Raw genomic sequence first — 24893 nt, forward strand, 5'->3', positions numbered from 1 at the left:
CTGGCTCGCCTGAGGTCGGCCGTGTGGTTGCGAAATACGGCTTCTATCCCAGGGAAAACATGCGCTTATCCCATCGTTGCGGCGGGTGCTCTGCTTCCTCTGTAGCCACTTTGTGTGAAAAAGTCATGAGCCAGGAGTTGCAATCTCGTGGAAATTTTGTTCTAAATTAATCTCGCGTTAAGAAATTAGTTTTGAACGAAACAAATTTTCGTTAAAGATTTCTTAAATTCCACGCCAACGCTGTGTCCGACAGCCGAGGTTCTTCACGTTCCGTTAGGGGGAGAGAGGACAGATGTCCAAGCACTATCCGAGCCGTGTCATGCGTCGTAGCGTACTGGCCGTGCTTTTGGGGGCAGCACTCACGCAGGGCGTCGTCCACGCGCAGAGCACCACTGGTTCCATCTATGGCGCTGCGCCGGCAGGCGCCACCATTACCGTGCAGAGCGATACCGGCCTGACCCGCACTGTTCCGGTCGATAGCGCCGGGCGCTTCAACATCGGCTCGCTGCCGGTCGGCACCTACACGGTCACCCTGAACAAGGACGGCCAGGCCGTCGATACCCGCAAGGGCATCGGCCTGCGCGTCAGCTCCGGTACAGAGGTCTCCTTCACCAAGTCCGATAGCACCGCCACGCTCGATACGGTCACCGTCAGCGCCAGCAACGTGGCGCCGGTGGACGTCACCACGGTCGACTCGCGCACGGTCATCACCGCCGAGCAACTGCAGCGCCTGCCGCTGGCCCGTTCCGCCGAGGCGATCGCCCTGCTGGCGCCGGGCGCCGTGGCCGGCAGCGGCTACTTCGGCAACGCGGTGTCCTTCGGTGGCGCCGGCGTGTCGGAGAATGCCTATTACGTCAACGGCTTTTCCACTGGCAACCCGATCAACAACATCGGCGGTGTCAGCCTGCCGTACGGCGCGATCGACCAGCAGGAGGTGTATACCGGCGGCTACAGCGCGCGCTACGGCCGTTCCGACGGCGGCGTGATCAGCCAGATCGGCAAGCGCGGCACCAACGAATGGCATTTCGGCGGTCAGGTGCTGTGGCGACCGCGCGGCACTTCCGAGTCGCCCAAGGACGTCTACTACCCCGATGCGTCCCTGCCGAGCGGCTATGGCTATCAGGATCCGACGCTGAGCGGCAAGCTGTATCGCTCGCGCAAGGACAACCCGACCTGGAGCAACGTGTACAGCGCTTATGCCGGCGGCCCGTTGATCGAGGATCGCCTGTTCGTGTTCGTCTCGGCCGAGCAGGAGAAGATCGACGGCGTGTCGACCAATTCGTCCGACAGCAGCGTCCTTGCGCGCAACCATTGGAACCAGGAAAAGCCCAAGGTCTACGCGAAGGTCGACTGGAACATCAACGACAGCAACATCCTCGAGCTGACCGGCATCAAGAGCAACGATCGTACCGGCGGCTACTACAACGCGTTCGACTACGACACGCTGTCCGAGGGCGCGCGCAACACCGCCGTCGAACCGAACATCGTCAAGAAGAACAGCACCTTCTACATCGGCAAGTACACCAGCTATCTGACCCAGGACCTGACCTTCAGCGCCACCTACGGCAAGAGCACCTACGAGAACAAGGACTACCCGGGCATCGTCAGCCCGGACCCGTACCTGAGCGGCGTGGTCTTCCAGGATCCGGCGACCAACGGCGGTACGCCGATCCGTAACGGCCAGGGCGCCCGCAACTTGCTCGATGGCAAGGACAACACCCGTGGCCTGCGTCTGGATTTCGACTACCGCCTGGGTAACCACGATCTGGCCTTCGGTATCGACAACATCTACTACCAGGCCGAGAACGAAGGTCAGTCGATGACCGGTCCGGGCTACTCCTGGTACTACGCCAAGTCGTCCCGGCCGACGTCGCCGATCAGCTCGGCGCTGGGCGTGGGCGCGCCGGGCGGTCAGGGCTACTATGTGCGCCGGCTGATCTTCAGCACCGCCACGTCGATGACGGTCAAGCAGAAGGCCTACTTCCTCGAAGATCGCTGGCAGGTCAGCGACAACGTGTTGCTGTCGCTGGGTCTGCGCAACGACAAGTTCATCAACAGCAACAGCGAAGCCAAGCCGTACGTGGACAGCGGCAACCAATGGGCGCCGCGTCTGGGCGCGACCTGGGACGTGCACGGCGATTCGACGCTGAAGGTCTACGCCAACCTCGGGCGCTACTTCCTGGCGCTGCCCAACAGCGTCGCGATCCGCGGTGCCTCGGCCTCGACTTACACCAGCGAGTACTTCACCTACACCGGCATCGATGCCAAGGGCAACCCGACCGGCCTGAGCCCGCTCGGCCCCGGCCCGGTCTCTTCCAACGGCGAGTACGGGATCGCCCCTGATCCGCGGACCTTCACGCCCACCGACCTGAAGTCGATGTACCAGGACGAAGCGATCGTGGGCTTCGATCAGGCGTTCGCCGAAAAGTGGACCTTCGGCGCGAAGGCCACCTACCGCAAGTTGCAGTCGGCCATCGACGACGTCTGCGACCCGGACCGCATGAGCGCCAAGCTGGAATCGCTGGGGGTGGATCCGAGTACGGTCAACATCCCGGGCTGCATCCTGTTCAATCCAGGCAGGACCAACAGCTTCAGCCTGGCCAACACCAGCGGTGGCCGCACCAACTTCACGATGAGCAAGTCGGATTGGGGCTTCGACAGCTCGGCCAAGCGTGATTACGCGGCGGTCAACCTGTATCTGGAGCATGCGTTCGACGGCAAGTGGAGCACGCGTGTCGATTACACCTGGTCGCGCAACTTCGGCAACACCGAAGGCCAGTTGAAGTCCAACATCGGCCAGACCGACGTGTCCAAGACCCAGGACTGGGATGCTGCGGCGCTGATGGCGTGGGCCGGCGGCTACCTGGCCAACGATCGCCGTCACCAGTTGAAGATCTATGGTGCCTACCAGATCGCGCCGGAGTGGATGGTGTCTGCCAACCTGCGCATCCAGTCGGGGACGCCGCGCGATTGCCTGGGCTACTTCAGCGCCAACGGCACGGATGAGGGCTCGACGGCGGGCGATCCGGTCGGTTACGGCTCGGCCTATCACACCTGCGGCGGCAGCGCGTCGCGGCCGGGCGATGCGGGTCGGACCCCTTGGACCAAGCAGATCGACCTGGGCGCGATCTATCGCCCGGCGTTCGCGGATCAGAAGCTGGCGTTCGGGTTGCAGGTGTTCAACCTGTTGAACGAGCGCAAGCCGCTGCAACAGTACGCGACTTGGGAGTCCGGCCCTTACACCGTGCTCAACACCTATGGCATGGGCAATTACTTCCAGACCCCGCGTTACCTGCAGCTTTCGGTGTCCTACGACTATTGATCCAGGTTTGACGCCGGGCGCGGCGTCAGCGTGACCGTTAGGCCCGCCCCCTTCCGAGGGGGGCGGGCCTTTTCTTTGAGCGCAAGGGCTGCGGGGGATCCAGCGTCTGTGGCAACCGCCCGACACCATGAGGTCGGGGTTGCCGTGCGACGAGGCGTGCGCAGTGTTCGTCAATGCGGATTGGCCGACAGCAGGCGCGGCGGACGTGGCGGCACGGAGGCTGGACAAGCGGGGTAACCGGCCCCGCGCTTGCTGGGAGGCGCGGCGGCGCGGTGTTCTCGCGGGCGGTCCTATGGGGGTTCGCCATGCGGCAGGTGGTCGCGCCGGGAACCCGGCGCGCAGCCTGGTCGATGGACTGGAGCGAGGTTCTAGCCGTGTGGTGACAATGATCGGCGCGCGAGGCGCCGGTCATTGGTGTCGGGGGCGTGTCAGCGGTCCATCGAAAAATCGACCGGCACCAGCCCGTACGCCTGCACCGGCGTGCCGTTCTGCAGCGCTGGCTTGAATGCCCAGCGCTTGAGCACCTGGTCGCGGGCGGCCTGGTCCAGCACCCGGTGGCCGCTGCTCTTCTCGATGCTGACCTGCAGCGGCTGCCCGTCGGTGCCGACCAGCACCCGCAGCAGCACGCTGCCCTGCAGGCGATCGCGCAGCGCGTCGCGCGGATACGGCGGCGCCGGCGCGCGCAGGTACTGCAACTGCATGCCGTCCACCGGCGCGCTCACGCTCGCCGGCGGCAGGCTGGGCGCGACGATGCTGGGCGTGGGATCGACGTTGGGCGCGCTGTCCAGCGCCACCGGGCTGCTGTCGACCGCCGGCTCCGGCGTCGAGGTCGGCACCGGCACCGCAGTGGGCGTGCGCGGCTGCGTCGGCACCTGTTTCTCGACAGTGGGAATGGTCGGCGGCGGCGGCGTGACCTTGACCACCACCGGTTGCTGCCAGGGCGGCTGCACCTGCGCCGGTTCCGGTGGCGCGGTCACGTGCGAGAGCGGAAGCAGCAGCAACAGGGCGGCCAGCACGTGCAGGGCGATCGCGGTGCTGTAGGCCAGGACCCGGGACAGGTCGATGCGGAAGGACGGGGCGGGGAGTTGCGTGCGAACCATGGATCCACCTCTGCGATAGGAGTGTCGTGGACTGCGGTACGGCAAAAACGCACGGGCGCGGCGGATGGGGTCAGCACGCCCGTCCGCGTTTCGACAGTGCGCCGGTCGCGGTGGCTTTGGCAAGAGGGGCAGGGGCCAGCGCTGGGCGCGATCGCGACGAGAGCAGGGGCCGCCGCAGCCGGAAACGACGACGGCGCCCGCAGGCGCCGTCGCGAAGTGTGGCCTGGGACAGCCGCTTACTTGCCCAGTTCGAACACCACGTCCAGGTTGACCGAGACGCTGCTCTCGCCCGCGGCGACCGGGGTGTCGGCCTCGGCCTTCATCGCCATCGCGCGCATCATCGGCATCGGCGGGCGTACCCCGCCGCTGCTGCCCTCGGAGATGCTGACGATGCGCCGCACGCGCAGGCCAAGCGCCTTGGCGTAGCTCTGCGCGCGCGCCTGCGCCTTCTTCAGCGCATCGACCCGGGCCTGGTCGTAAAGCGGTTCGGGGTCGTCGATCTCGAAGGTGGGGCCGTTGATCTGGTTGGCGCCCTGCGCGGCCAGCGCGTCGAGCACCTTGCCGAGCTTGGCGATGTCGCGCACCTTCAGGTTGACCGAGTTGCTGGCCTGGTAGCCGATGATCTGCGGCGCCTGGTTCTCGGCGTACTTGTACTGCGGGTTGAGGCTGACCCCGCTGGTCTGCACGTCCTTGTCGGCGATGCCGGCGGCGCGGATCGCGGCCAGCACCTTGGTCATCTGCTCGGCGTTCTGGCGCATCGCCGCGGCGCTGTCGGTGGCCTGGGTGACCACGCCGGCCGAGATCGCGGCAACGTCCGGAGCGCGCTTGGCCTCGGCCTGTGCGGCGATGTTGAGCAGGGTGCCGTCGGCGGGCACGGCGTAGCCGGGCGCGGCGGATTGGGCGTGGGCGGTCATCGTGCCTCCTAGGGCGAGGGACAGGGCCAGCAGCAGCGGGCGGACGGACAATGCGCGCATCGGGGTTCTCCTTGAAGAATGGGGCGAGGGTGTTGCCGCGACGATGAACGCGTCGTGATCTTCACCGGGGTTGAAGCGATCGTCACGCCATCGGCGTTCGTTCAGCCAGTCCGCTCGGGTTATCCTTCGGCCATGCTGTATCTCGCGTCCCGTTCCCCTCGCAGAAACGAACTGCTGACCCGCCTCGGCGTGCCGTTCCGGATCCTCGATCTCGAGGTGCCGGAAGTGCGCGCGGCCGACGAGTCGGCGCAGGCCTACGTGCGCCGCGTGGCGCTGGACAAGGCCCGTGCCGGCTGGGCGCAACTGGCCGATGCCGCCGGCGCGGTGGTGCTCGGCGCCGATACCGAAGTGGTGCTGGACGAGCGCGTGTTCGGCAAGCCGGCCGACGCCGAGGACGCCGCGGCGATGCTGGCGGCCCTGTCCGGACGCACCCACCAGGCGATGACCGCGGTGGCGCTGGTCGCCGCCGGCCGTGAGGAGGTGCTGCTGGTGCCGACGGCGGTGACCTTCGCCGAGTTGTCCGCGCGCGACATCGCCGACTACGTGGCCAGCGGCGAGCCGATGGGGCGGGCCGGTGCGTATGCGATCCAGGGCGGCGCCGAACGCTTCGTCAGTCGTCTCGACGGCAGCTATTCCGGGGTGATGGGCCTGCCCCTGCACCAGACCCACCACCTGCTGCGCACCTTCGGAGTGCTGTGATGTCGCAAGAGATCCTGGTCAACGTCACACCACGCGAGACCCGGGTGGCGGTCATCGAGAACGGCATGCTGCAGGAGCTGCACATCGAGCGCGGCTGGCGCCGCGGGGTGGTCGGCAACATCTACAAGGGCCGGGTGCAGCGGGTGATGCCCGGCATGCAGGCGGCCTTCGTCGAGGTCGGGCTGGAGCGCGCCGCGTTCCTGCACGCCAACGACGTGGTGCGGCCGGCGCCGGTCGGCAACGGCGACACCGAGGAAGCGACGCCGCTGCCGGTCTCGGCCGCGGTGCCGATCGTGGAGCTGCTGCGCGACGGCCAGGACATCGTGGTGCAGGTGGTCAAGGACCCGATCGGCAGCAAGGGCGCGCGGCTGACCACGCAGATCAGCATCCCGTCGCGCTACCTGGTGCTGCTGCCGCAGTCGCGGGTGATCGGGGTGTCGGCGCGGATCGAGGACGAGGCCGAACGGCAGCGCCTGAAGACCCTGGTCGCCGACCTGGCCGCCAGTCACGGCGGTTTCGGCTACATCATCCGCACCAATGCCGAGGGCCAACCGGCCGAGGCGCTGGCCGAAGACATCGCCTACCTGTCGCGGGTCTGGAACGTGGTCGAGCGGCGCGGCCGCGACGGCGCCCCGGCCAGCATCATCTACGAGGACCTCAGCCTGCCGCTGCGCGCGGTGCGCGACCTGATCCGCAAGGACGTGGAGAAGGTGAAGGTCGATTCGCACGAGACCTTCGAACGGCTGCAGGCCTTCGTCGCCAAGTACATGCCGGTGCTGGCCGAGCGCCTGGAGCTGTACACCGGCGACCGCCCGATCTTCGACCTGTACGGGGTCGAGGACGAGATCGCCCGCGCGCTGGACAAGCAGGTGCCGCTGAAGTCCGGCGGCTACCTGGTCATCGACCAGACCGAGGCGATGACCACCATCGACGTCAACACCGGCTCGTTCCTGGGCCAGCGCAACCTCGAGGAGACGGTGTTCCGCACCAACCTGGAGGCGGCGCAGGCGGTGGCGCGGCAACTGCGGCTGCGCAACCTCGGCGGCATCATCATCATCGACTTCATCGACATGGACGATGCCGAGCACCGCCGCCAGGTGCTGCGCACGCTGGAGAAGGCGCTCTCGCGCGACCATGCCAAGACCACGGTGTACGAGTTCTCGCCCCTGGGCCTGGTGGAGATGACCCGCAAGCGCACCGTGGAGAGCCTGGAGCGGCAGCTGTCCGAACCGTGCCCGGAATGCAGCGGGCGCGGCTCGATCAAGACCGCCGAGACCGTGACCTACGAGATCTTCCGCGAGATCACCCGCGCGGTGCGCCAGTTCGACGCGGCGCGGCTGCTGGTGATCGCCTCGACCAAGGTGGTGGCGCGCATCACCGACGAGGAATCGGCCGCCGTGGCCGAGCTGGAGGAATTCCTCGGCAAGACCATCCGCTTCCAGGCCGACGAACAGTACCTGCAGGAGCAGTTCGACGTGGTGTTGTTGTGAGGCTGGGATTGGGGATTGGGGATTGGGGATTGGTTGAGCGGCTCGGTCGCGACCGGTCACCGTCCGCGCGCATTGCGTTGGCTGTTGCGAATCCCCAATCCCCAATCCCCAATCCCGGCCCCTGATGCATCCCCCCCTGCGCCGCCGCCTGCGCCTGGCTCGCCGTTTCGCGTTCTATGCGGTGGCGATCGGGCTGGTGTGCGTGGCCCTGGCGGTGGGGGCGCTGAGCCAGGCGCTGCCGTTCGTGGAGCAGCATCCGCAGCAGGTGGCGGCGTGGCTGAGCGAACGCGCCGGGCGGCCGATCCGCTTCGACCGGCTGGAGACGGCCTGGACCCGGCGCGGTCCGTTGCTGCGCCTGGACGGCCTGCGCATCGGCGCCGGCGAGGGCGTGCGCATCGGCCAGGCCGAGGTGCTGGTGTCGATGTACGCGGGGTTGCTGCCCGGGCGCTCGTTCACCGAGCTGCGCCTGCGCGGCCTGGCGCTGACCCTGCTGCGCGCCGACGACGGCAACTGGAGCGTGCAGGGCCTGCCGACCTCGGGGCAGGGCGGCGATCCGCTGGATGCGCTGCAGGGGCTGGGCGAACTGCAGGTCATCGATGGCCGCCTGCGCGTGCACGCCCCGTCGCTGGGCCTGGAAGCGCAGGTGCCGAAGATCGACCTGCGGATGCGCGTGAACGGCGAGCGCCTGCAGGTCGGCGTGCAGGGCTGGAGCGACCTGCAACAGGCGCCGCTGACCGCGGTGCTGGAGTTGGACCGCCGCAGCGGCGACGGCCAGGCCTATCTGGCGGTGCGCCCGGCGGAGCTGGCCGGCTGGGCGGGCCTGCTGCATGCCGCCGGGATCGAACTGCAGGGCGGCGTCGGCGAGGTCCAGGGCTGGCTGGACCTGCAGCAGCGCCGTGTCGCCGGGGTGACCGTGCAGGCCATGCTGCGCGATCTGCGGCTGCGCGGGGCGCCGCTGGCCGACGGCCGCACCCGGCCGTCGCTGGCCTTCACCACCTTCCGTGCGACGGCGCGCTGGCGCCAGATCGACGGCGGCTGGCGGCTGGATGCGCCGCAGCTGCAGTTCGGCCAGGCCGGGCAGCCGCTGCAGCGCCTGGATGGGCTGACCGTGGCCGGCGGGCGCCGCTTCGCCCTGTTCGGCGAGCATCTCGACGTGGCGCCGCTGATCGCGGTGGCCGGACTCAGCGACCGCCTTTCGCCCAGCCTGCGCAGCTGGCTGGCGGTGGCGAAGCCGCGCCTGCAGCTGACCCAGGTGGCGGTGAGCGGGGTTCCGGGCGGTCCGCTGTATGGCCAGGGCCGGCTGGCCGAGCTGGCGTTCGCGCCGGCCGGCGGCGCGCCTGGTGTGAGCGGGCTGCGTGGCCGCTTCGACGGCGATGCGCAGGCCGGCGAGCTGGCGCTGGAGGCCGGCAGCCCGGTCCGCGTCGACTGGCCCAGCGGCTTCGGCGTGGTCCACCAGGTCCAGCTGGCCGGGCGCATCGTCGCCTTCCGTGACGGCGACGGCCTGCGCGTGGCGACCCCGGGGTTGCGCGTGCAGGGCAGCGACTACGGCGCCGATGTGCGCGGCGGGCTGCGCTTCCAGGACGACGGCTCGCGGCCGTGGATCGACCTGGCCGCCGACCTGCAGGACGCGCCGGTGGTGGCGGCGAAGAAGTTCTGGGTCCATTCCAGGATGAGCAAGGCCGCCACCGACTGGCTCGACGCCGCGTTGCAGGGCGGGCGCCTGCGCGACGGCCATGCGCTGGTCTCCGGCGACTTGGACGACTGGCCGTTCGCCGACCACAACGGCCGCTTCGAGGCGACCGCACGGCTGGAGGACGCCAAGGTGCGCTTCCAGCACGACTGGCCGGCGGTGGAGAACGTGGACGCCAGCGTCGCCTTCATCGGCAACGGCTTCGAGGTGCACGGCCGCGGCAGCATGGGCGGGGTGCCGGTGGAGCAATTGTCGGCGGCGCTGCCCGACTACAAGGAAGGTCAGCTCAGCGTGCTGGCCAGCACCCGCGCCGAGACCGGCAAGCTGCTGGCGATGCTGCGGCAGAGTCCGCTGCGCGCCCGTTACGGCGACACCCTGGATGCGCTCAGCGCCTCGGGGCCGGCCGATGTCACCTTCGACCTGCTGCAGCCGCTGCGTGCCGGTGTCGGCACCCACCACCTGCGCGGCACGGTCGACCTGCTCGGCGCGCACATCGCCGACAAGCGCTGGGACCTGGCCTTCGACGACATGCGTGGCAGCGCCGATTACAGCGATACCGGATTCGCCGCGCAGAAGCTGAGCGTGGCCTACCAGGGCCATCAGGGCGAACTGGCGCTGCGTGCCGGCGACGGCGTGCAGGATCCGCAGCAGGCCTTCGAGGCGGCGCTGAGCGCGGCGCTGGACGCCAACGAGCTGCTCGACCGGGTGCCGGAAATGGCCTGGCTCAAGCCCTACGTGCAGGGCCGCTCGCGCTGGAACATCGGCGTCGGCCTGCCCAAGACGCCCGACGGTGGCGCGCAGCCGCCGACGCGGCTGCAGCTGCGCTCGGACCTGGTCGGCACCGAGCTGTTGATGCCGGCGCCGATGGACAAGGCGCCGGCGACGCCGCTGGCGACCTCGGTCAACGTGCCGCTGCCGGTCGGCAGCGGCCGTATCGAGGTGGCCTTCGGCAAGCTGATGGCGCTGGCGGCGCGCAGCCAGGGCGGCAAGACTGGCGTGCGCGTGGTGATGGGCAGCGACCACGTCGCCGACGAACCCCCGGCCAGCGGCCTGGTCGTGACCGGGCGCACCGCAGCGCTGAACGCCATCGACTGGATCGGCGTGGTCAGCCGCCCCGATCCGAACGCCGCCGCGGCCAACGGCGGCGAAGATCCGATGCCGCTGCGCCGCATCGACATCCTCGCCGACCACCTGCTGTTGCTGGGCGGGGTGTTCGACAGCACCCGCCTGCGCCTGATGCCGCAGGCCGACAGCATCGACGTGCACCTGGACGGCCCGGCCCTGGCCGGCGACCTCAGCGTGCCGACCAAGGACGGCGGCGTGCTCGGCGGGCGCCTGGCGCGGGTGCACTGGCGCTCGGCCACGGCCGCGTTGCCGGCAGCCGAAGGCACGCCGACCGCGGTGGTCGCCACGCCCGCCGACAGCGGCGTGGCCGGCAGCGCCGGCCCGGTTCCGGCCGGCCCGTTCGCCGACAGCCTGGACCCGGCTTCCATTCCGGCGCTGGCGCTGGACGTGGACGACCTGCGCTTCGGCGCGATGACGCTCGGCGCGGCCTCGCTGCGCACGCGCAAGCTCGCCGACGGCATGCAGGTGGACCAGCTGCACCTGCGCTCGGACAAGCAGAAGATCGACATCAGCGGCGACTGGCGCGGCAAGGGCGCCACCGCCCGCACCCGGCTCAACGCCAACGTCGACAGCCGCGACCTGGGCGAGTTGATGCAGAACCTGGACTTCGGCGGGCAGGTGCGCGGCGGCGAAGGCCAGCTGACGCTCAGCGCCGCCTGGCCGGGCACGCCGTCCGGCCTGCAACTGGCCACGGTGCAGGGCCAGCTCGACGTGGCCGCGCGCAATGGGCAGTTGCTGGAACTGAACCCGGGCGCCGGGCGCGTGCTCGGCCTGCTCAGCGTGGCGCAGTTGCCGCGGCGGCTGATGTTCGATTTCCGCGACTTCTTCTCCAAGGGTTTCGCCTTCAACCGCATCGACGGCCAGATCCGCTTCGGCGACGGCATGGCGCGCAGCGACAACCTGGTCATCGATGGCCCGGCCGCGGAGATCAAGGTCCGCGGCGCGGCCGACCTGCGCGCGCAGCAGTTCGACCAGACCATCGACGTCAATCCCAAGTCCGGCAACCTGCTGACCGTGGTCGGTGCGGTGGCCGGCGGACCGGTCGGCGCGGCGGTCGGCGCCGCCGCCAATGCGGTGCTGGGCAAGCCGCTGGGCAACATCGGCGCGCGCACCTACCGGGTCACCGGGCCGTGGAAGGACCCCAAGGTGGACGTGATCGAGCGCGAATCGGCGCGGCCGCCGGCGCCGTCGGGTACGCCCTAGATCGCGCGCCGTCCGTAGGAGCGGCTTCAGCCGCGATGGGGCGTTACCGGTAAGGCCCCTCGCGGCTGAAGCCGCTCCTACGCAAGGGACGTGGTGATGACAGAGACCCACAGCGCGCTGTCCATTCCCGTTCGCTGCCGCCCGCCGCTTGCGCTGCGCGCCTTCCTCCCCCATGTTGAGCCCATGAACGATCACGCCCTGAGCCTCGCCGAAACCCGCCTGTTGCTTCCCGCCGGCCTGGATGCCACCAGCCTGGAGCGCGCCTTCGGCACGCTGCTCGGCCCCGGCATCGACTTCGGCGACCTGTATTTCCAGCATTCGCGGCGCGAGAGCTGGAGCGTGGAGGACGGCATCGTCAAGGACGGCGCCCACTCCATCGAGCAGGGCGTGGGCGTGCGCGCGATCTCCGGCGAGAAGACCGGCTTTGCCTATTCCGACGACATCCACCGCGATGCGCTGCTGGCCGCGGCGCAGTCGGCGCGGGCCATCTCCCGCGACGGCGGCGCGCAGCCAGCGCACGCGCTGCAGCGCGGCGGCGGCCGCGCGCTGTACCCGGCGCTGGACCCGGTGGACGCGATGGACAACGCGCACAAGGTGGAACTGCTGCGGCGGCTCGACCAGTACCTGCGCGCCGCCGATCCGCGCGTGCAGCAGGTGATGGTCAGCCTGTCCGGCGGCGTGGACACGGTGCTGGTGGCGCGCAGCGACGGCGTGCTCGCCGCCGACGTGCGCCCGCTGGTGCGGCTGAACGTGCAGGTGATCGTCGAGCAGCAGGGCCGCCGCGAATCCGGCTATGCCGGCGGCGGCGGCCGCTACGACTACACCACGCTGTTCGCCGATGGCCGTCCGGAAGCCTTCGCCCGCGAAGCCTTGCGCCAGGCGCTGGTGAACCTGGAGGCGGTGCCGGCGCCGGCCGGGGTGATGCAGGTGGTGCTGGGCCCGGGCTGGCCCGGCGTGCTGCTGCACGAGGCGGTCGGCCATGGCCTGGAAGGCGACTTCAACCGCAAGGGCACCAGCGTCTACGCCGGCCGCATCGGCCAGCGCGTGGCCTCGCCCGGCGTCACCATCGTCGACGACGGCACCCTGGACGGTCGCCGCGGTTCGCTCAACGTCGACGACGAGGGCACCGCGACCCACTGCACCACCCTGATCGAGGACGGTGTGCTGGTCGGCTACATGCAGGACACGCTCAACGCGCGGCTGATGGGCGTGGCGCCGACCGGCAACGGCCGCCGCGAATCGTTCGCGCACCTGCCGATGCCGCGCATGACCAACACCTACATGCGCGCCGGCCAGCACGATCCCGAGGAGATGATCCGTTCGGTGAAGAAGGGCCTGTACGCGGTCAACTTCGGCGGCGGCCAGGTCGACATCACCAGCGGCAAGTACGTGTTCTCGGCCACCGAGGCCTACCTGATCGAGGACGGCAAGGTCACCGCGCCGGTGAAGGGCGCCACCCTGATCGGCAACGGCCCGGAGACCATGCAGAAGGTGCGCATGATCGGCCACGACCTGGCGCTGGACGAAGGCGTCGGCGTCTGCGGCAAGGACGGGCAGAGCGTGCCGGTGGGCGTGGGCCAGCCGTCGCTGCTGATCGACGGGCTGACCGTGGGCGGGACGGCTTAGGAGCCGGGAGTGGGGATTCGGGAATCGGGAATCGGTAAAGCGGGCGCCGCGGTGCGCTGCGGCAGTAGCGGCCTGACGGGTAGGTTCATCGCGCGCCGCGCTCGTTGCTGGGCTGGGAGTGCGTCGGCCGTTGTGCGCGGCAGCCGACGCTGCCGTCCTTCAGTCGCGCGTGTCGTCGAACGCCGTGTCGTCGTCGGCTTCTTCGGATTCCGATTCGCCATTCCCCATTCCCGACGCGCCACCCAGGATCATCTCGCGCAGTTCCCGGAACAACTCGCGGTAAGCGTGCGGCGGCTTGTTCTTCAGCCGTTCGTCCTTGGCGTTGCGGACCAGCTGGCGCAGCCGCTGGCGGTCGGCGTCGGGGTGTTCGGCCAGCAGCTCGGCCAGGGCGGTATCGCCTTCGGCGAGCAGCCGTTCGCGCCAGTCCTCGACCCGGTGCATGGCCGCCACTTCGCGGCGCGCGCTGTCGCTGTTGACGTCCATCGCCTCGCGGATCGCCTCCAGCACCGCCTCGTCCTCGCGCCGCATCTGCTTGGCCAGGAACGCCAGCTGCCGCTTGTGCGCGATGTGCGAGGTGATGCGCTTGGTCTCGGCGATGTGCGGCAGCAGCGACTCGGGCACCGGCAGCTTGGCCAACTGCGCCGGGGTCAGCGCCACCAGCTTCTCGCCCAGGCTCAGCACTTCCAGCGCCTCGCGGCGTTGCTGGCTGCGGCTTTCGCCGCGGAATTCACCGGTGTCTTCGTCGCGTCCGCGCATGCTCGTACTACTCGATCGGGCTGGAAATCAAATCAACACATCCGGCCAGGACGGCCGGACAGGGGCGAAGGGATTCGCACAACAAGGATAAAGCATTGAACGCGATCACCCCCGATTTGCACCGTGACGACAGCCAGCAGCGCCTGGAGCGCCTGTCCGACATCGCCGAACGGCTGCTGGCGCGCGCCCGCGCGCTTGGCGCCAGCCAGGCCGAGGTCAGCTGCAGCGAAGACCGCGGGCTGGACGTCAACGTGCGCCTGGGCGCGGTCGAGACTGTGGAATCCACCCGCGACCGCGGCATCGGCGTCACCGTCTATTTCGGCCAGCGCAAGGGCAGCGCCAGCACCGCCGACCTGCACGAGTCCAGCCTGGAGGCCACCGTGGCCCAGGCCTGCGCTATCGCTCGCTACACCGAAGACGACGTGGCTGCCGGCCTGGCCGAGGCGGCACTGATGGCGCGCGAGCAACCGGATTTCGACCGTTGGCATCCGTGGCCGCTGCAGGCCGAGGAGGCGATCGACCTGGCGCTGGCCTGCGAGGCGGCCGGCCGCGACGCCGATGCGCGCATCAGCAATTCCGACGGCGCCTCGGCCGGCACCAGCGAGAGCCTGTCGGTGTACGCCAATTCGCATGGCTTCATCGGCTGCGAGCGCAGCACCCATCATTCGCTCGCCTGCACGCTGATCGCCGGGCAGGGCGACGGCATGCAGCGCGACGGCTGGTACAGCAGCGCGCTGGCGCGCGAGGACCTGGAGCGCGCGTCGGCGATCGGCCGCCGCGCCGCCGAGCGCACCGTGGCGCGGCTGCAGCCGCGCTCGTTGCCGACCGGCGAGGTGCCGGTGCTGTTCGCGCCGGAGATGGCGCGCTCGTTGATCGGGCATCTGCTCGGCGCCGTGTCCGGCGGCGCGCTGTACCGTCGCGCCAGCTTCCTGCTCGACAGCGTCGGCACCCGCCTGTTCCCGGAGTGGTTCGCGATCGATGAGCGGCCGCACCTGCGCCGCGGCCTGCGCTCGGCCGCTTTCGACGGCGAGGGCGTGGCTACCCGCGAGGCGCCGCTGGTGCGCGACGGCGTGCTGCAGCGCTATGTGCTGGGCAGCTATTCGGCACGCAAGCTGGGCCTGCAGACCACCGCCAATGCCGGCGGCGTGCACAACCTGCAGGTGGCGGCCAACGCGGCGGACTTGCAGGCCATCCTCAAGGGCCTGCCGCGCGGCCTGCTGGTCACCGACCTGATGGGCAACGGCGTCAACCCGGTCACCGGCGACTACTCGCGCGGCGCCGGCGGGTTCTGGATCGAGAACGGCGAAATCGCCTATCCGGTGGACGAGATCACCATCGCCGGCAACCTGCGGCAGATGTTCCTGGACATCGAGGCGGTGGGTGCCGATATCGACGTGCGCTCGCACGTGCACATCGGTGCAGTGCTGGTCGGCCGGATGACGGTGGCCGGCAACGATTGAGGGCCGCAACACGCGCCGCGAAAGGTGGCCTCGGCAACGTCGCACGCCCTGGGCGTGGGCATCGCGCACCATGCGTTGGTGCTGCAGGCGCTGGCGGCACTGCACCTGTGAATCATGGCGAGGGGCTGCGCCCGATCGCCGCGACGCTGCGACGGGGGCGAGCGCGATCCGCCGCCGTATGGGCCGATGGACCGGCGCGGCGCGCGTCCCGCTGTGCCGGCCTCGCTTGACAGCGCTGCGCGGGCCGCCGAGAGTGACGCGCCAAACGTCTTGTCCCCTCACCACCAAAGGAACGGAATACCGATGAGCGAATTCGACAACGTCACCGCCCCGCCGCCGCCGCCGGCCTCGGCAGGCCCGCAGGAAGACCGCACGGTCGCGCTGATCACCCATCTGTCGGGGATCCTCCTCGGGTTCATCGTGCCGCTGATCATCTGGCTGGTGAACAAGGACAACCCGGCCAAGTCCTTCCTCAACGATCAGGCCAAGGAAGCGCTGAATTTCCAGATCACCATCGCCATCGCCTACGTGATCTGCATGGTGCTCAGCGTGATCATCATCGGCGGTTTGCTCGCGCCGGTGGTGTGGGTGGTGAACCTGGTGCTCTGCATCCTGGCCGGCATCAAGGCCAACGAAGGCGTCGCCTACCGCTATCCGTTCGCGCTGCGCCTGATCAAGTAAGCGCACCTGCGAGGCATCTCCGAAGGCCCGGCCGTTGCGCCGGGCCTTTTTTGTGCCCGCACTGCGCTCCGGCGGGAGAGCGCAGGGCGGCCAAGCGTCACGCCGCCGCCGGCCGGTCAACCGCGGCCCGTGTGGCGCGTTTGCAAGGCTGTCGCCATCACCGGAGCGCTGCATGATCCGTCGCGAGAGCTTGAGCGCCGCCAACCGCTTCGGCCTGGGCGCCCGTCCCGGGGAACTGGCCGCCATGGGCGAGCCGCGCGACTGGCTCGCCGCGCAGTTGCAGTCGCCCCCACTGGCGGCGGAGTTGCAGGGCCTGCCCGACAGCCTGGCCTACCTGCGCCGCGAGGCCGACTACCAGCGCGAACGCCGCCAGGCGCGGCAGCAGGCGGCCGGCGATCCGCAGCAGGCCGCCCAGCAGGCGCAGCAGGCCGCGCGCGGGCTGTACCGGCAGGCACAGGCGCAGGAACTGGCGGCACGCTACCGGGTCGCGGTGGCCAGCCCGGCCGGCTTCGCCGAGCGTCTGGTGCAGTTCTGGTCCAATCATTTCGCGGTTTCGGTCGACAAGCGCGCGGCCGCGCTGTACGCGGCGCCGATGGAACGCGAGGCGATCCGCCCGCACTGCATGGGCCGCTTCGCCGACCTGTTGCTGGCGGTGGAGCGGCATCCGGCGATGCTGCGCTACCTGGACAACGCCAATTCGGTCGGCCCCGACTCGCTGCTGGCGCAACGCGCGCAGCGCCGGGCCATGCGCATGGATCCCGAACGCCCGGCACGCCGCCTGGGGCTCAACGAGAACCTGGCGCGCGAGATCCTGGAACTGCATACCCTCGGCGTGGATGGCGGCTATACCCAGGCCGACGTCACCGAACTGGCGCGTGCGATCACCGGCTGGGGCGTGCCGGCGCCACGCGATGTCGAGCAGGGTACACCCGAGCGCGCCTTCGTGTTCCGCGCGCCGGCGCATGCCGCCGGCAGCCGCCTGGTGCTGGGCCGGCGCTATGCCGAGGACGGCGTGGCGCAGGGCGAGGCGATCCTCACCGCGTTGGCGCGGCACCCGGCCACCGCGCAGCACGTCTCGTTCAAGCTGGCCCGGCACTTCGTCCGCGACGCTCCGCCGCCGACATTGGTGCAGCGCATGGCCGACGCGTGGCGGCGCAACGATGGCGACCTGCGCCACGTCTACCGCGCCCTGATCGACAGCCCAGAGGCCTGGGACGCGCAGGCGCGCAAGTTCAAGCCGCCGCAGGATTTCGTGGTGTCGGCACTGCGCGCCGGAGGTGTCTGGCCCGAGGCGCCGCCGCAGCAGAAGACCGTGCTGACCCTGCTGGCGCGGATGGGGCAGCCGCCGTTCACCCCGCGCTCGCCGGCCGGCTATGCCGACGTCGCGGCGGAATGGAGCGGCGCCGACGCGCTGTGGAAGCGCGTGCAGGCCGCCGAGGCGCTGGCCGGGATGGCTCCGGGCGATCCGCTGACGCTGGCCGCGACCGCGTTCGGCGATGGTCCGGATGCGGACACGCTGACCGCGGTGCGGCGTGCCGAATCGCCGCGCGAAGGCGTGGCGGTGCTGCTGGCCAGCCCGGCCTTCCAATGGCGCGCCTGAGCGGCGCGCGGTCCGATCCGCGATGGGAGAAGCCCCGATGCAACTGACACGCCGCCGTTTCCTTGCCGCCAGCGGTGCGGCCACCGTGTTGAGCCTGTGGTCGGGCAGCAGCCTGGCCGCGCCGGGCGCCGATACGCGCCTGCTGGTGGTGCTGCTGCGCGGCGCGCTGGACGGGCTGCACGCGCTGGTGCCGACCGCCGATCCCGACTACGCCCGCCTGCGCGGCGCACTGGCGCCGCAGCAGACCCTGGCCCTGGACGGCAGCTTCGCGCTGCACCCGTCGCTGGCGTTCGCGCACGAACTGTACGCGCGCAAGCAATGGCTGCCGGTGGTGGCGGTGGCGCCGCCGTACCGCGAGCGCTCGCACTTCGAGGCGCAGGATTGCCTGGAGAATGGCACCGCGCGGCCCAGCGGCGCATCCAGCGGCTGGCTCAACCGCTGCGCGCTGGCCCTGCACGGCGCCGAGGCGGTATCGGTGAGCGCGGTGACGCCGCTGATCATGCGTGGCCCGGGCGCGGTCACCAGTTGGTCGCCGCCGCTGCCGAGCGCGGTCAATCCGATCCTGCTGCAGCGCCTGCAGCCGCTGTATGCCGCCGATCCGCAGCTGGCGGGCGATTTCGCGCACGCGCTGCGCGAGCAGGGCATGCAGGTGGACAGCGTGAAGGGCGGGCAACTGCCGCAGGCGATGAGCGCGGCGGCCAGCTTCATGGCCAAGCCCGACGGGCCGCGGATCGGCTTCGTCGAGGACGCCGGTTGGGACACCCACGGAAACCAGGCCGCGGTGCTGCAGCGCAAGCTGGGCGAACTGGATGCGGGGCTGCGCGCATTCCACGATGGCGCGCAGGCCTGCTGGTCGCGCAGCGTGGTCGCGGTGGTGACCGAGTTCGGCCGCACCGCGGCGGTCAACGGCACCGGCGGGACCGACCATGGCACCGGCGGCGTGGCCTTCCTGGCTGGCGGCGCGGTGCGTGGCGGGCGCATCGCCGGAGACTGGCCCGGCCTGTCGCCGCGGGCCTTGAACGAGGGGCGCGATCTGCGTGCCACCAGCGACCTGCGCAGCCTGTTCCGGCACGTGCTCGCCACGCATCTGGGCGTGTCCGAGCGCGCGCTGGACACCCAGGTGTTTCCCGGTAGCGCCGGATTGCCCAGGTTGGAAGGATTGGTGGCCTAGAACACCCGACCAAGGCGTGCGGCACGGGCCGCACGCGCACCGGGCGCCGACGGTGGGTCGGCGCCCGGGCACTCACCGGCGCAGCGGACTCAGTTCTGCGACGGATTGTTCTCGGCGAAGTACTCGTGGCTGTCGGCGTTCTTCACCGCGCGCGCCGGGTTGCTGGTGGCCAGGCTCTTGGCCGCGCTCTGGCCGTAGGCGTAGTCCTGGGTGCCGGCGACCACGCTGAAGTGGCTCATTTCGTGGATCAGGGTGCCGGCCTTGGAGTCGGTGCCGGTCACCGGCGCGCTCCAGAACGCGTTGCACACGTAGATCTGGTACGGCTGATCCGGATAGACGTAGGCGTAGGAGCTGTCGCTGCAGCCGCAGTTGATGGTGATCTGCCCGTTGTTCTGGTCGATCGCCGAATCGATGTTGACGAAGTTGGAGGTGGCGGTGCTGTAGCGGCTGGCGTTGTAGGCGCCGAACCAGGTGGTGTAGCGCGCGCCGGTGCTGCCGCCGTTGAGGTAGGTCTTGGCGTTCTGCGAGTAGGTGCGCGCCGCGCTCACCGCGCTGCCGATGGTGCTGATCTGGCTGGTGCTGCACGAGGCATAGTTGATGCCGTTGACCACCGCCTGCGGGCCGACCATCAGGTCGTTGCGCACCGCGCGGCCGCGGCCGCCGTCCAGCCACACCGTCAGCGGCGCGCTGGACAGGGTCTGCGGCTCGCCGTCGGCGCGCAGCATGCGCGCGCCATCGGCGAACGCGGCGCCCTGCAGCGGCGCGTCGAGGCGGATGCTGTAGGTGCCGCTGCGGGTCAGGTCGTAGGCCTGGCCGAGATCGATCTGCGCCTGACGCGTTTCGCCCGGCTGCAGCACCACCATGTCTTCGGCGCGCGGCGCGGCGCGCTTGACCAGACGCCCGACGTAATCCACCGGCTTGCCGTCGCGCTGGACCTGGAACAGCGCGTTGTCGAGATCGCCCAGCGGCAGTTCCCACTTGGGCACGCGCGCGACTTGCGCGCCGGTGTTGCGGACGGTCACCGCCATCTGGCCGCGCTGCTGGCCGTCGGCGTCGGCGACCGGGGTCAGTTCGACCTGCAGCGGTGCGGGCGTGCGCGTGAGTTGCGATTGCGCGGTGGCTGCCGAGATGATGCCGACCAGGCTGAAGCCGATCGCTGCCGAGATCCGGGATGCGTGTTTCATGCAGTCTCTCTCCGTCGAAAGTGGGCGCCCCATGACAGGGGCCGAAGCAAACTAGCCCGGTGCCGCGCGCGTGCGCGCCCGACGCGCGTTTGTCTTCGATTTCGTCCAGCGAAGCGCGCGCCAGGTCTCAGTATCGGCGTCACCGAGGCACGTTGTGCCACATCCGATGCATCGCGACGACGCGTCGCCTGAGCGTCGATGAACGCATCGTCGCGGCGATGCTAGAGTCGGCGTCCACCTCATGCAGGGGAACCGCCATGCGATGTCTGCGCCTGCTCTCGGCCGTTGTGGTGGCAGCGTGGGCGTGCGTGGCCTTCGCCGCGCCGGTCACGCCGCGCGCGATCGTGCTGGACGTGCAGGGGCCGACCACGCCGCGCGATCGCTTCTACGATCTGTCGGTCGGCGCGGACTATCCGGGCACGCTGCGGCGCGAGGACAGCCTGGCGCAACTGCGCACCGCGCATGACGAACTGGGGTTCCGCTACGTGCGCTTCCACGCGATCTTCCATGACGTGCTGGGCACCTACCGCGAGGTCGATGGACAGCCGCGCTACGACTGGAGCGGGATCGATCGTCTGTACGATCGCCTGCTCGGCATGGGCATCTGCCCGTTCGTCGAACTGGGGTTCACTCCGGAGGCGATGAAGACCTCCGACCAACACATCTTCTATTGGAAGGGCAACACCTCGCACCCGCGGCTGGAGCAGTGGACCGCGCTGGTGGACGCCTTCGTGCGCCACCTGCGCCAGCGCTACGGCGAGGACGAAGTGCGCCGCTGGTATTTCGAGGTCTGGAACGAACCGAACCTCGCCGGCTTCTGGGAAGGCGCCGATCAATCCGCCTATTTCGCGCTGTACGCGGCGACCGCACGCACGCTCAAGCGCATCGATCCGCAGTTGCGGGTGGGCGGCCCGGCCACCGCGGGCGCGGCCTGGGTGCCGGCCTTCATCGCCCAGGCGCATGCGACGGGCGCGCCGGTGGATTTCATCACCACCCACACCTATGGCGTGGACGGCGGCTTCCTGGACGAGCAGGGCCAGAGCGACACCAGGCTGTCGCCTGCGCCGGATGCGATCAGCGGCGACGTGCGCCGCGTGCGTGCGCAGATCCAGCACTCGGCGATGCCCGGGTTGCCGTTGTACTTCACCGAATGGAGCAGCAGCTACACGCCGCGCGACCCGGTGCACGACAGCTACCTGAGCGCGGCCTACATCCTGAGCAAGCTGCGCGCGGTGGAAGGACAGGTGCAGGGCATGAGCTACTGGACCTACAGCGATCTGTTCGAGGAACCGGGGCCACCGACCGCGCCGTTCCAGGGCGGGTTCGGCCTGCTCAACCCGCAGGGCCTGCGCAAGCCGGCGTACTTCGCCTATCGGTATCTCAACGCGCTGGGCGAACGCCAATTGCGCAATGCCGACCCGCAGAGCTACGCGACCTACGACGACGGCGTGCTGAAGGTGCTGGCCTGGGAGTTCGTCGCGCCGCACCAGGACAAGAGCAATCGCCCCTATTTCACCCAGGTGCTGCCGGCCGCGTCGGCGCCGCCGCTGCGCCTGCAACTGCGCGGTCTGGCGCCGGGCGCCTACCGCGTGGCGATCCGTCGCACCGGTTTCGACGCCAACGATGCCTACAGCGCCTACCTGCGCATGGGCGCGCCGACGACGCTGAGCACGACGCAGCTAGGCCGCTTGCAGGCGTTGACCGCCGATGCGCCGGCGCTGCGACAGTTGCGGGTGCGCCGCGATGGCCGCGCGCAGCTCGACGTGCCGATGCGGGCCAATGACGTGGTGCTGCTGGAGCTGCGTCCGCGCTGAGCGCGTGCCCTGCTTGTCGTGGGCACGGTGCTCGCGCCGATTCGCGCGGGAGCAGCCTCGGTCGCGCTTGCAGCCACGCATTCGTGGCGTGGGCGTACGCTGCGCTCCGTCGCCACAGCAGACTGCTGGCGTCGTGTGTGTGTCCGTGCGGCTTGCGCGAGACGCGTGTCGCACGCCGGCGCGCGTGCGGGCGCAGTGCGCTAGTGCGCGCGATCGACCGCGAGCCGCGCCAGTGCCGCCAGCGCATCGGCGGCGTCGCCGTAGCCGTGCAGGCTGTCGCGCATCGCCTGCGCCAGTTCGGCCAGCTTGGCCTTGGCGCCGTCCATGCCCAGCAGGGCCGGGTAGGTGGATTTGGCCTGCGCCGCGTCCTTGCCGGCGGTCTTGCCGAGCTGTTCGGAGCTGGCTTCGACGTCGAGGATGTCGTCGCGTACCTGGAAGGCCAGGCCCAGCGCAGTGGCGAACGTGTCCAGCTGCGCGAGCGCATCGGCATCGGCGCCGCCGCCGAGTGCGCCCAGGCGCACGCTGGCGCGGATCAGCGCGCCGGTCTTCAGCGCATGCATGCGTTGCAGGTCGGCCAAGGCCTGCACGCGGCCGGTGGCGTCGATGTCCAGCGCCTGCCCGCCGCACATGCCGGCCGCGCCGGCGGCCTCGGCCAGGGTCTGCAGCCACTGCACGCGCAGCGTCGGCGCCGCGTCCTCGGCATTGGCCAGCAGCGCGAACGCCAGGCTCTGCAGCGCGTCGCCGGCGAGGATCGCGGTGGCTTCGTCGAAGGCGATGTGCACGGTCGGCTGGCCGCGGCGCAGGGCGTCGTCGTCCATCGCCGGCAGGTCGTCGTGCACCAGCGAATAGGCGTGGATCAGTTCCACCGCCAGCGCCGGCGCGTCCAGGCGCGCAGCGTCGGCGCCGAACAGCGCGCCGCTGGCGTAGACCAGCAGCGGGCGCATGCGCTTGCCGCCGCCGAGGGTGGCGTGGCGCATCGCCGCGTGCAGGCGCTGCGGCGCCAGCGTGGCCGCCGGCAACTGCGCCTGCAGCCCGGCTTCTACCCGCTCGCGCCAGTGCGCGAACGCCGCCTCAGCCGCCATGGGGCGGCACGGAGTCGAAGGGTTCGGCGCTGTCGGGCTGCTCGGGATCGCTGAGCAGGCGCACGCGCAATTCGGCCTGCTCCAGCGCCTGCTGGCATTGCCGGTACAGGCCCACGCCGCGCTCGTAGGCGCTGAGCGACTGTTCCAGGCTCAGGTCGCCGGCTTCCATCTTCTCCACCAGCACTTCCAGTTCTTCGAGCGACTGCTCGAAGCGGGCGACCGGGGAGGCATCGTCTTGGGGCTTCTTGGGCATGGCGAAAGTGTGCGCGGCGGCGGCAGCAGGGTCAATGCGAGGCGCGTGCCGGCGCCGGCAGCGGATCCAGTTCCAGGCGTGCGGCGTGCGCCTGCAGCCAGTCATGCAGTGGCGCGGCCAGCAGGTCCGGTCCGGCGGCCAGCAGTTGCGTGGCATCGAACAGCAGCGGCAGGCGCATGCGCTGCCACGGCGGCAGCGCATGCGTCTGCAGCAGGTGCTTGAGCGACTGCGACTGCGTGCGTCCGGGCAGGCGCAGGCGTTCGCCGCCGCGGCGCGCGCGCACCAGCAGCGGCGTGTCGAAGGCCAGAGCGGTCTCGGCGAGCAGGTGCAGGCGGCGGCCATCGGGCAATGGCAGCGGAGTGCGGCCGTCCCAGTGCGCCTGCCAGTCGGCCGGCCAGGGCGCGAGGTCGCGCTCGGCGTACAGCATGTCGCGCCAACTGCGCACGCAGGCGCCATGCCAGGCGAACTGCGCCGCGGCGTCGGCGCGCGGTTGCAGCAGGTCGTGTTCGATCGCCGCCAGGCCGGCCGCCGGCAACGGCGGCAGCCCGGCTTGCGCGACCCAGTGGCGCAGTACGCGTGCGCGTCGCGCCGCGGGCAGGGCGCGCAGCGGGGCGAGCGGCAGTGAGGCGCCTGGGCTGTCCTGGAGCGCATCGAGCGCCATGCGGTCGTCCGCCTCCAGCAGCGCACTGGCGTCGGCACATAGCTGCGCGCTGCGGGCGAGGGCGGCGTCGGCATGCGGCCAGCGCTGGCGTAGCAGCGGCAGCACCTGCAGGCGCAGGAAATTGCGGTCGAAGCCGGGATCGGCGTTGCTGGGGTCGTCGATCCACTGCAGGCCGTGCTGCTGTGCATAGGCATGCAGCGCAGTGCGCGGCTGCGCCAGCAGCGGCCGCCACAGGCGGCTACCGGCAAAATCGGACAGCGCCTGCATCGCCGCCAGGCCATCCGGGCCGGAGGCGCGCAGCGCACGCAGCAGGAAAGTCTCGGCCTGGTCGTCGCGGTGCTGCGCCAGCGCCAGCCACTCGCCGGGCTGCAGCGCCTGCGCGAAGGCCTGGCGCCGTGCTTGCCGCGCGGCCGCTTCCAGGCCATCGCCGCTGTCGCGCGGCACCTGCACCCGCACCACCTGTAGTGGCACCGCCAGTGCGTTGCACACAGTTGCGCAATGCGCGGCCCAGGCATCGGCGTCGGCATGCAGGCCGTGGTGTACATGCAACGCACGCAGGCCGGCGTCCCGGTAGGACGGTTGTTGCGCGAGCAGGTGCAGCAGCACGATCGAATCCAGCCCGCCGCTGAGGCCGAGCAGCAGCGGCACCGGCGCCGGATCGGGCAGCACGGCGGCGAGTGCGGACAACGGGGGCGGAGAGGCATGCGGCGGCATCGCGTCACTGTAGACGCAAGCACAGGTCAGCGCGAAGCGTGGCATGGCGATGTCTTTGCGCTTGATAGCGTTGTGGGGGGACTTCAGTCCCGATGCCTTTCAGTTCAATGCGTCGGGACTGAAGTCCCTCCCACAAGAGCAGGTATCGGCACTCGTGGCTGTCCCAAATGCTCGCTCAGCCCGGTGCCCGCTCGATGTTGGCCGCCGGCACGCGACGACTGGCTTGCCGCTAGCGCGCGACGGCACTTGAAGCAGCACAACGTGAGTTGCCCCCTTTGGAAGGGGCTT

General features: G+C 70.2%; 17 protein-coding genes. 10 read left to right on the plus strand and 7 right to left on the minus strand.

What is annotated here, in order from left to right:
• Nucleotides 1–292: 292 nt before the first annotated feature.
• Nucleotides 293–3322 (plus strand): TonB-dependent receptor, encoded by a 3030-nt coding sequence (locus AC1PLR_RS06495; protein WP_481103034.1) that lies wholly within the window; start codon nt 293–295, stop codon nt 3320–3322.
• Nucleotides 3323–3750: 428 nt separating this feature from the next.
• On the opposite strand, the gene AC1PLR_RS06500 is transcribed toward AC1PLR_RS06495, so the two are convergent.
• Nucleotides 3751–4422 (minus strand): energy transducer TonB, encoded by a 672-nt coding sequence (locus AC1PLR_RS06500; RefSeq protein ID WP_481103035.1) that lies wholly within the window; start codon nt 4420–4422, stop codon nt 3751–3753.
• Between the two features lie 236 nt (nt 4423–4658).
• Complete coding sequence (locus AC1PLR_RS06505) at nt 4659–5396, minus strand: SIMPL domain-containing protein (protein ID WP_010340442.1); 738 nt, start codon at nt 5394–5396, stop codon at nt 4659–4661.
• Nucleotides 5397–5528: 132 nt separating this feature from the next.
• Between AC1PLR_RS06505 and AC1PLR_RS06510 the strand changes: the two genes are divergently transcribed.
• From AC1PLR_RS06510 to tldD, 4 genes are all read left to right on the plus strand, one after another.
• Nucleotides 5529–6095: a Maf family nucleotide pyrophosphatase gene (locus AC1PLR_RS06510; protein ID WP_481103036.1), complete on the plus strand. Its 567-nt coding sequence runs from the start codon at nt 5529–5531 to the stop codon at nt 6093–6095.
• Nucleotides 6095–7585, plus strand: a complete 1491-nt coding sequence (rng, locus tag AC1PLR_RS06515) for a ribonuclease G (RefSeq protein WP_010340444.1) — start codon at nt 6095–6097, stop codon at nt 7583–7585. The genes AC1PLR_RS06510 and rng overlap by 1 nt, the downstream gene beginning before the upstream one ends.
• Before the next feature lie 124 nt (nt 7586–7709).
• The gene (locus tag AC1PLR_RS06520; RefSeq protein ID WP_481103037.1) at nt 7710–11603 is read left to right on the plus strand and encodes a YhdP family protein; all 3894 of its coding nucleotides are present in this window, start codon (nt 7710–7712) and stop codon (nt 11601–11603) included.
• 183 nt (nt 11604–11786) lie between these two features.
• Nucleotides 11787–13229: a metalloprotease TldD gene (tldD, locus tag AC1PLR_RS06525; RefSeq protein WP_481103038.1), complete on the plus strand. Its 1443-nt coding sequence runs from the start codon at nt 11787–11789 to the stop codon at nt 13227–13229.
• A 159-nt stretch (nt 13230–13388) separates the two neighbouring features.
• On the opposite strand, the gene yjgA is transcribed toward tldD, so the two are convergent.
• Complete coding sequence (gene yjgA / locus AC1PLR_RS06530) at nt 13389–13985, minus strand: ribosome biogenesis factor YjgA (RefSeq protein WP_019802490.1); 597 nt, start codon at nt 13983–13985, stop codon at nt 13389–13391.
• 95 nt (nt 13986–14080) lie between these two features.
• Here yjgA and pmbA point away from each other — a divergent pair, with 95 nt between their 5' ends.
• The 4 genes from pmbA to AC1PLR_RS06550 all read left to right on the plus strand — a co-directional run bounded on the left by pmbA (nt 14081) and on the right by AC1PLR_RS06550 (nt 18897).
• A complete protein-coding gene (pmbA, locus tag AC1PLR_RS06535) occupies nt 14081–15445 on the plus strand; it encodes a metalloprotease PmbA (protein WP_481103039.1) in 1365 nt (454 codons plus the stop codon).
• Nucleotides 15446–15748: 303 nt separating this feature from the next.
• Complete coding sequence (locus AC1PLR_RS06540; RefSeq protein ID WP_010344465.1) at nt 15749–16126, plus strand: DUF4870 domain-containing protein; 378 nt, start codon at nt 15749–15751, stop codon at nt 16124–16126.
• 172 nt (nt 16127–16298) lie between these two features.
• Complete coding sequence (locus tag AC1PLR_RS06545) at nt 16299–17726, plus strand: DUF1800 domain-containing protein (RefSeq protein WP_481103040.1); 1428 nt, start codon at nt 16299–16301, stop codon at nt 17724–17726.
• A 37-nt stretch (nt 17727–17763) separates the two neighbouring features.
• The gene (locus AC1PLR_RS06550; RefSeq protein ID WP_481103041.1) at nt 17764–18897 is read left to right on the plus strand and encodes a DUF1501 domain-containing protein; all 1134 of its coding nucleotides are present in this window, start codon (nt 17764–17766) and stop codon (nt 18895–18897) included.
• Between the two features lie 89 nt (nt 18898–18986).
• Here the strand turns inward: AC1PLR_RS06550 and AC1PLR_RS06555 are convergent, their stop codons facing one another.
• Nucleotides 18987–20081 carry a M35 family metalloendopeptidase gene (locus AC1PLR_RS06555; RefSeq protein ID WP_209248285.1) on the minus strand — a complete coding sequence of 365 codons (1095 nt, stop codon included), beginning with the start codon at nt 20079–20081 and terminating at the stop codon, nt 18987–18989.
• Between the two features lie 257 nt (nt 20082–20338).
• On the opposite strand from AC1PLR_RS06555, the gene AC1PLR_RS06560 reads away from it, so the two are divergent.
• Nucleotides 20339–21895, plus strand: coding sequence for a GH39 family glycosyl hydrolase (locus AC1PLR_RS06560; protein ID WP_481103042.1), 1557 nt, complete (start codon nt 20339–20341; stop codon nt 21893–21895).
• A 200-nt stretch (nt 21896–22095) separates the two neighbouring features.
• Here the strand turns inward: AC1PLR_RS06560 and AC1PLR_RS06565 are convergent, their stop codons facing one another.
• From AC1PLR_RS06565 to tilS, 3 genes are read right to left on the minus strand one after another with little or no spacing between them, the layout of a single operon-like run.
• Nucleotides 22096–22977, minus strand: a complete 882-nt coding sequence (locus AC1PLR_RS06565; RefSeq protein WP_371184477.1) for a polyprenyl synthetase family protein — start codon at nt 22975–22977, stop codon at nt 22096–22098.
• Nucleotides 22967–23230 carry an exodeoxyribonuclease VII small subunit gene (locus AC1PLR_RS06570; protein ID WP_010344458.1) on the minus strand — a complete coding sequence of 88 codons (264 nt, stop codon included), beginning with the start codon at nt 23228–23230 and terminating at the stop codon, nt 22967–22969. Before AC1PLR_RS06570 ends, AC1PLR_RS06565 begins: the two co-directional genes overlap by 11 nt.
• 31 nt (nt 23231–23261) lie before the next feature.
• Nucleotides 23262–24605 (minus strand): tRNA lysidine(34) synthetase TilS, encoded by a 1344-nt coding sequence (tilS, locus tag AC1PLR_RS06575; RefSeq protein ID WP_481103548.1) that lies wholly within the window; start codon nt 24603–24605, stop codon nt 23262–23264.
• Nucleotides 24606–24893: the final 288 nt, after the last annotated feature.

Source organism: Xanthomonas sp. NCPPB 3570 (genome assembly GCF_056725115.1).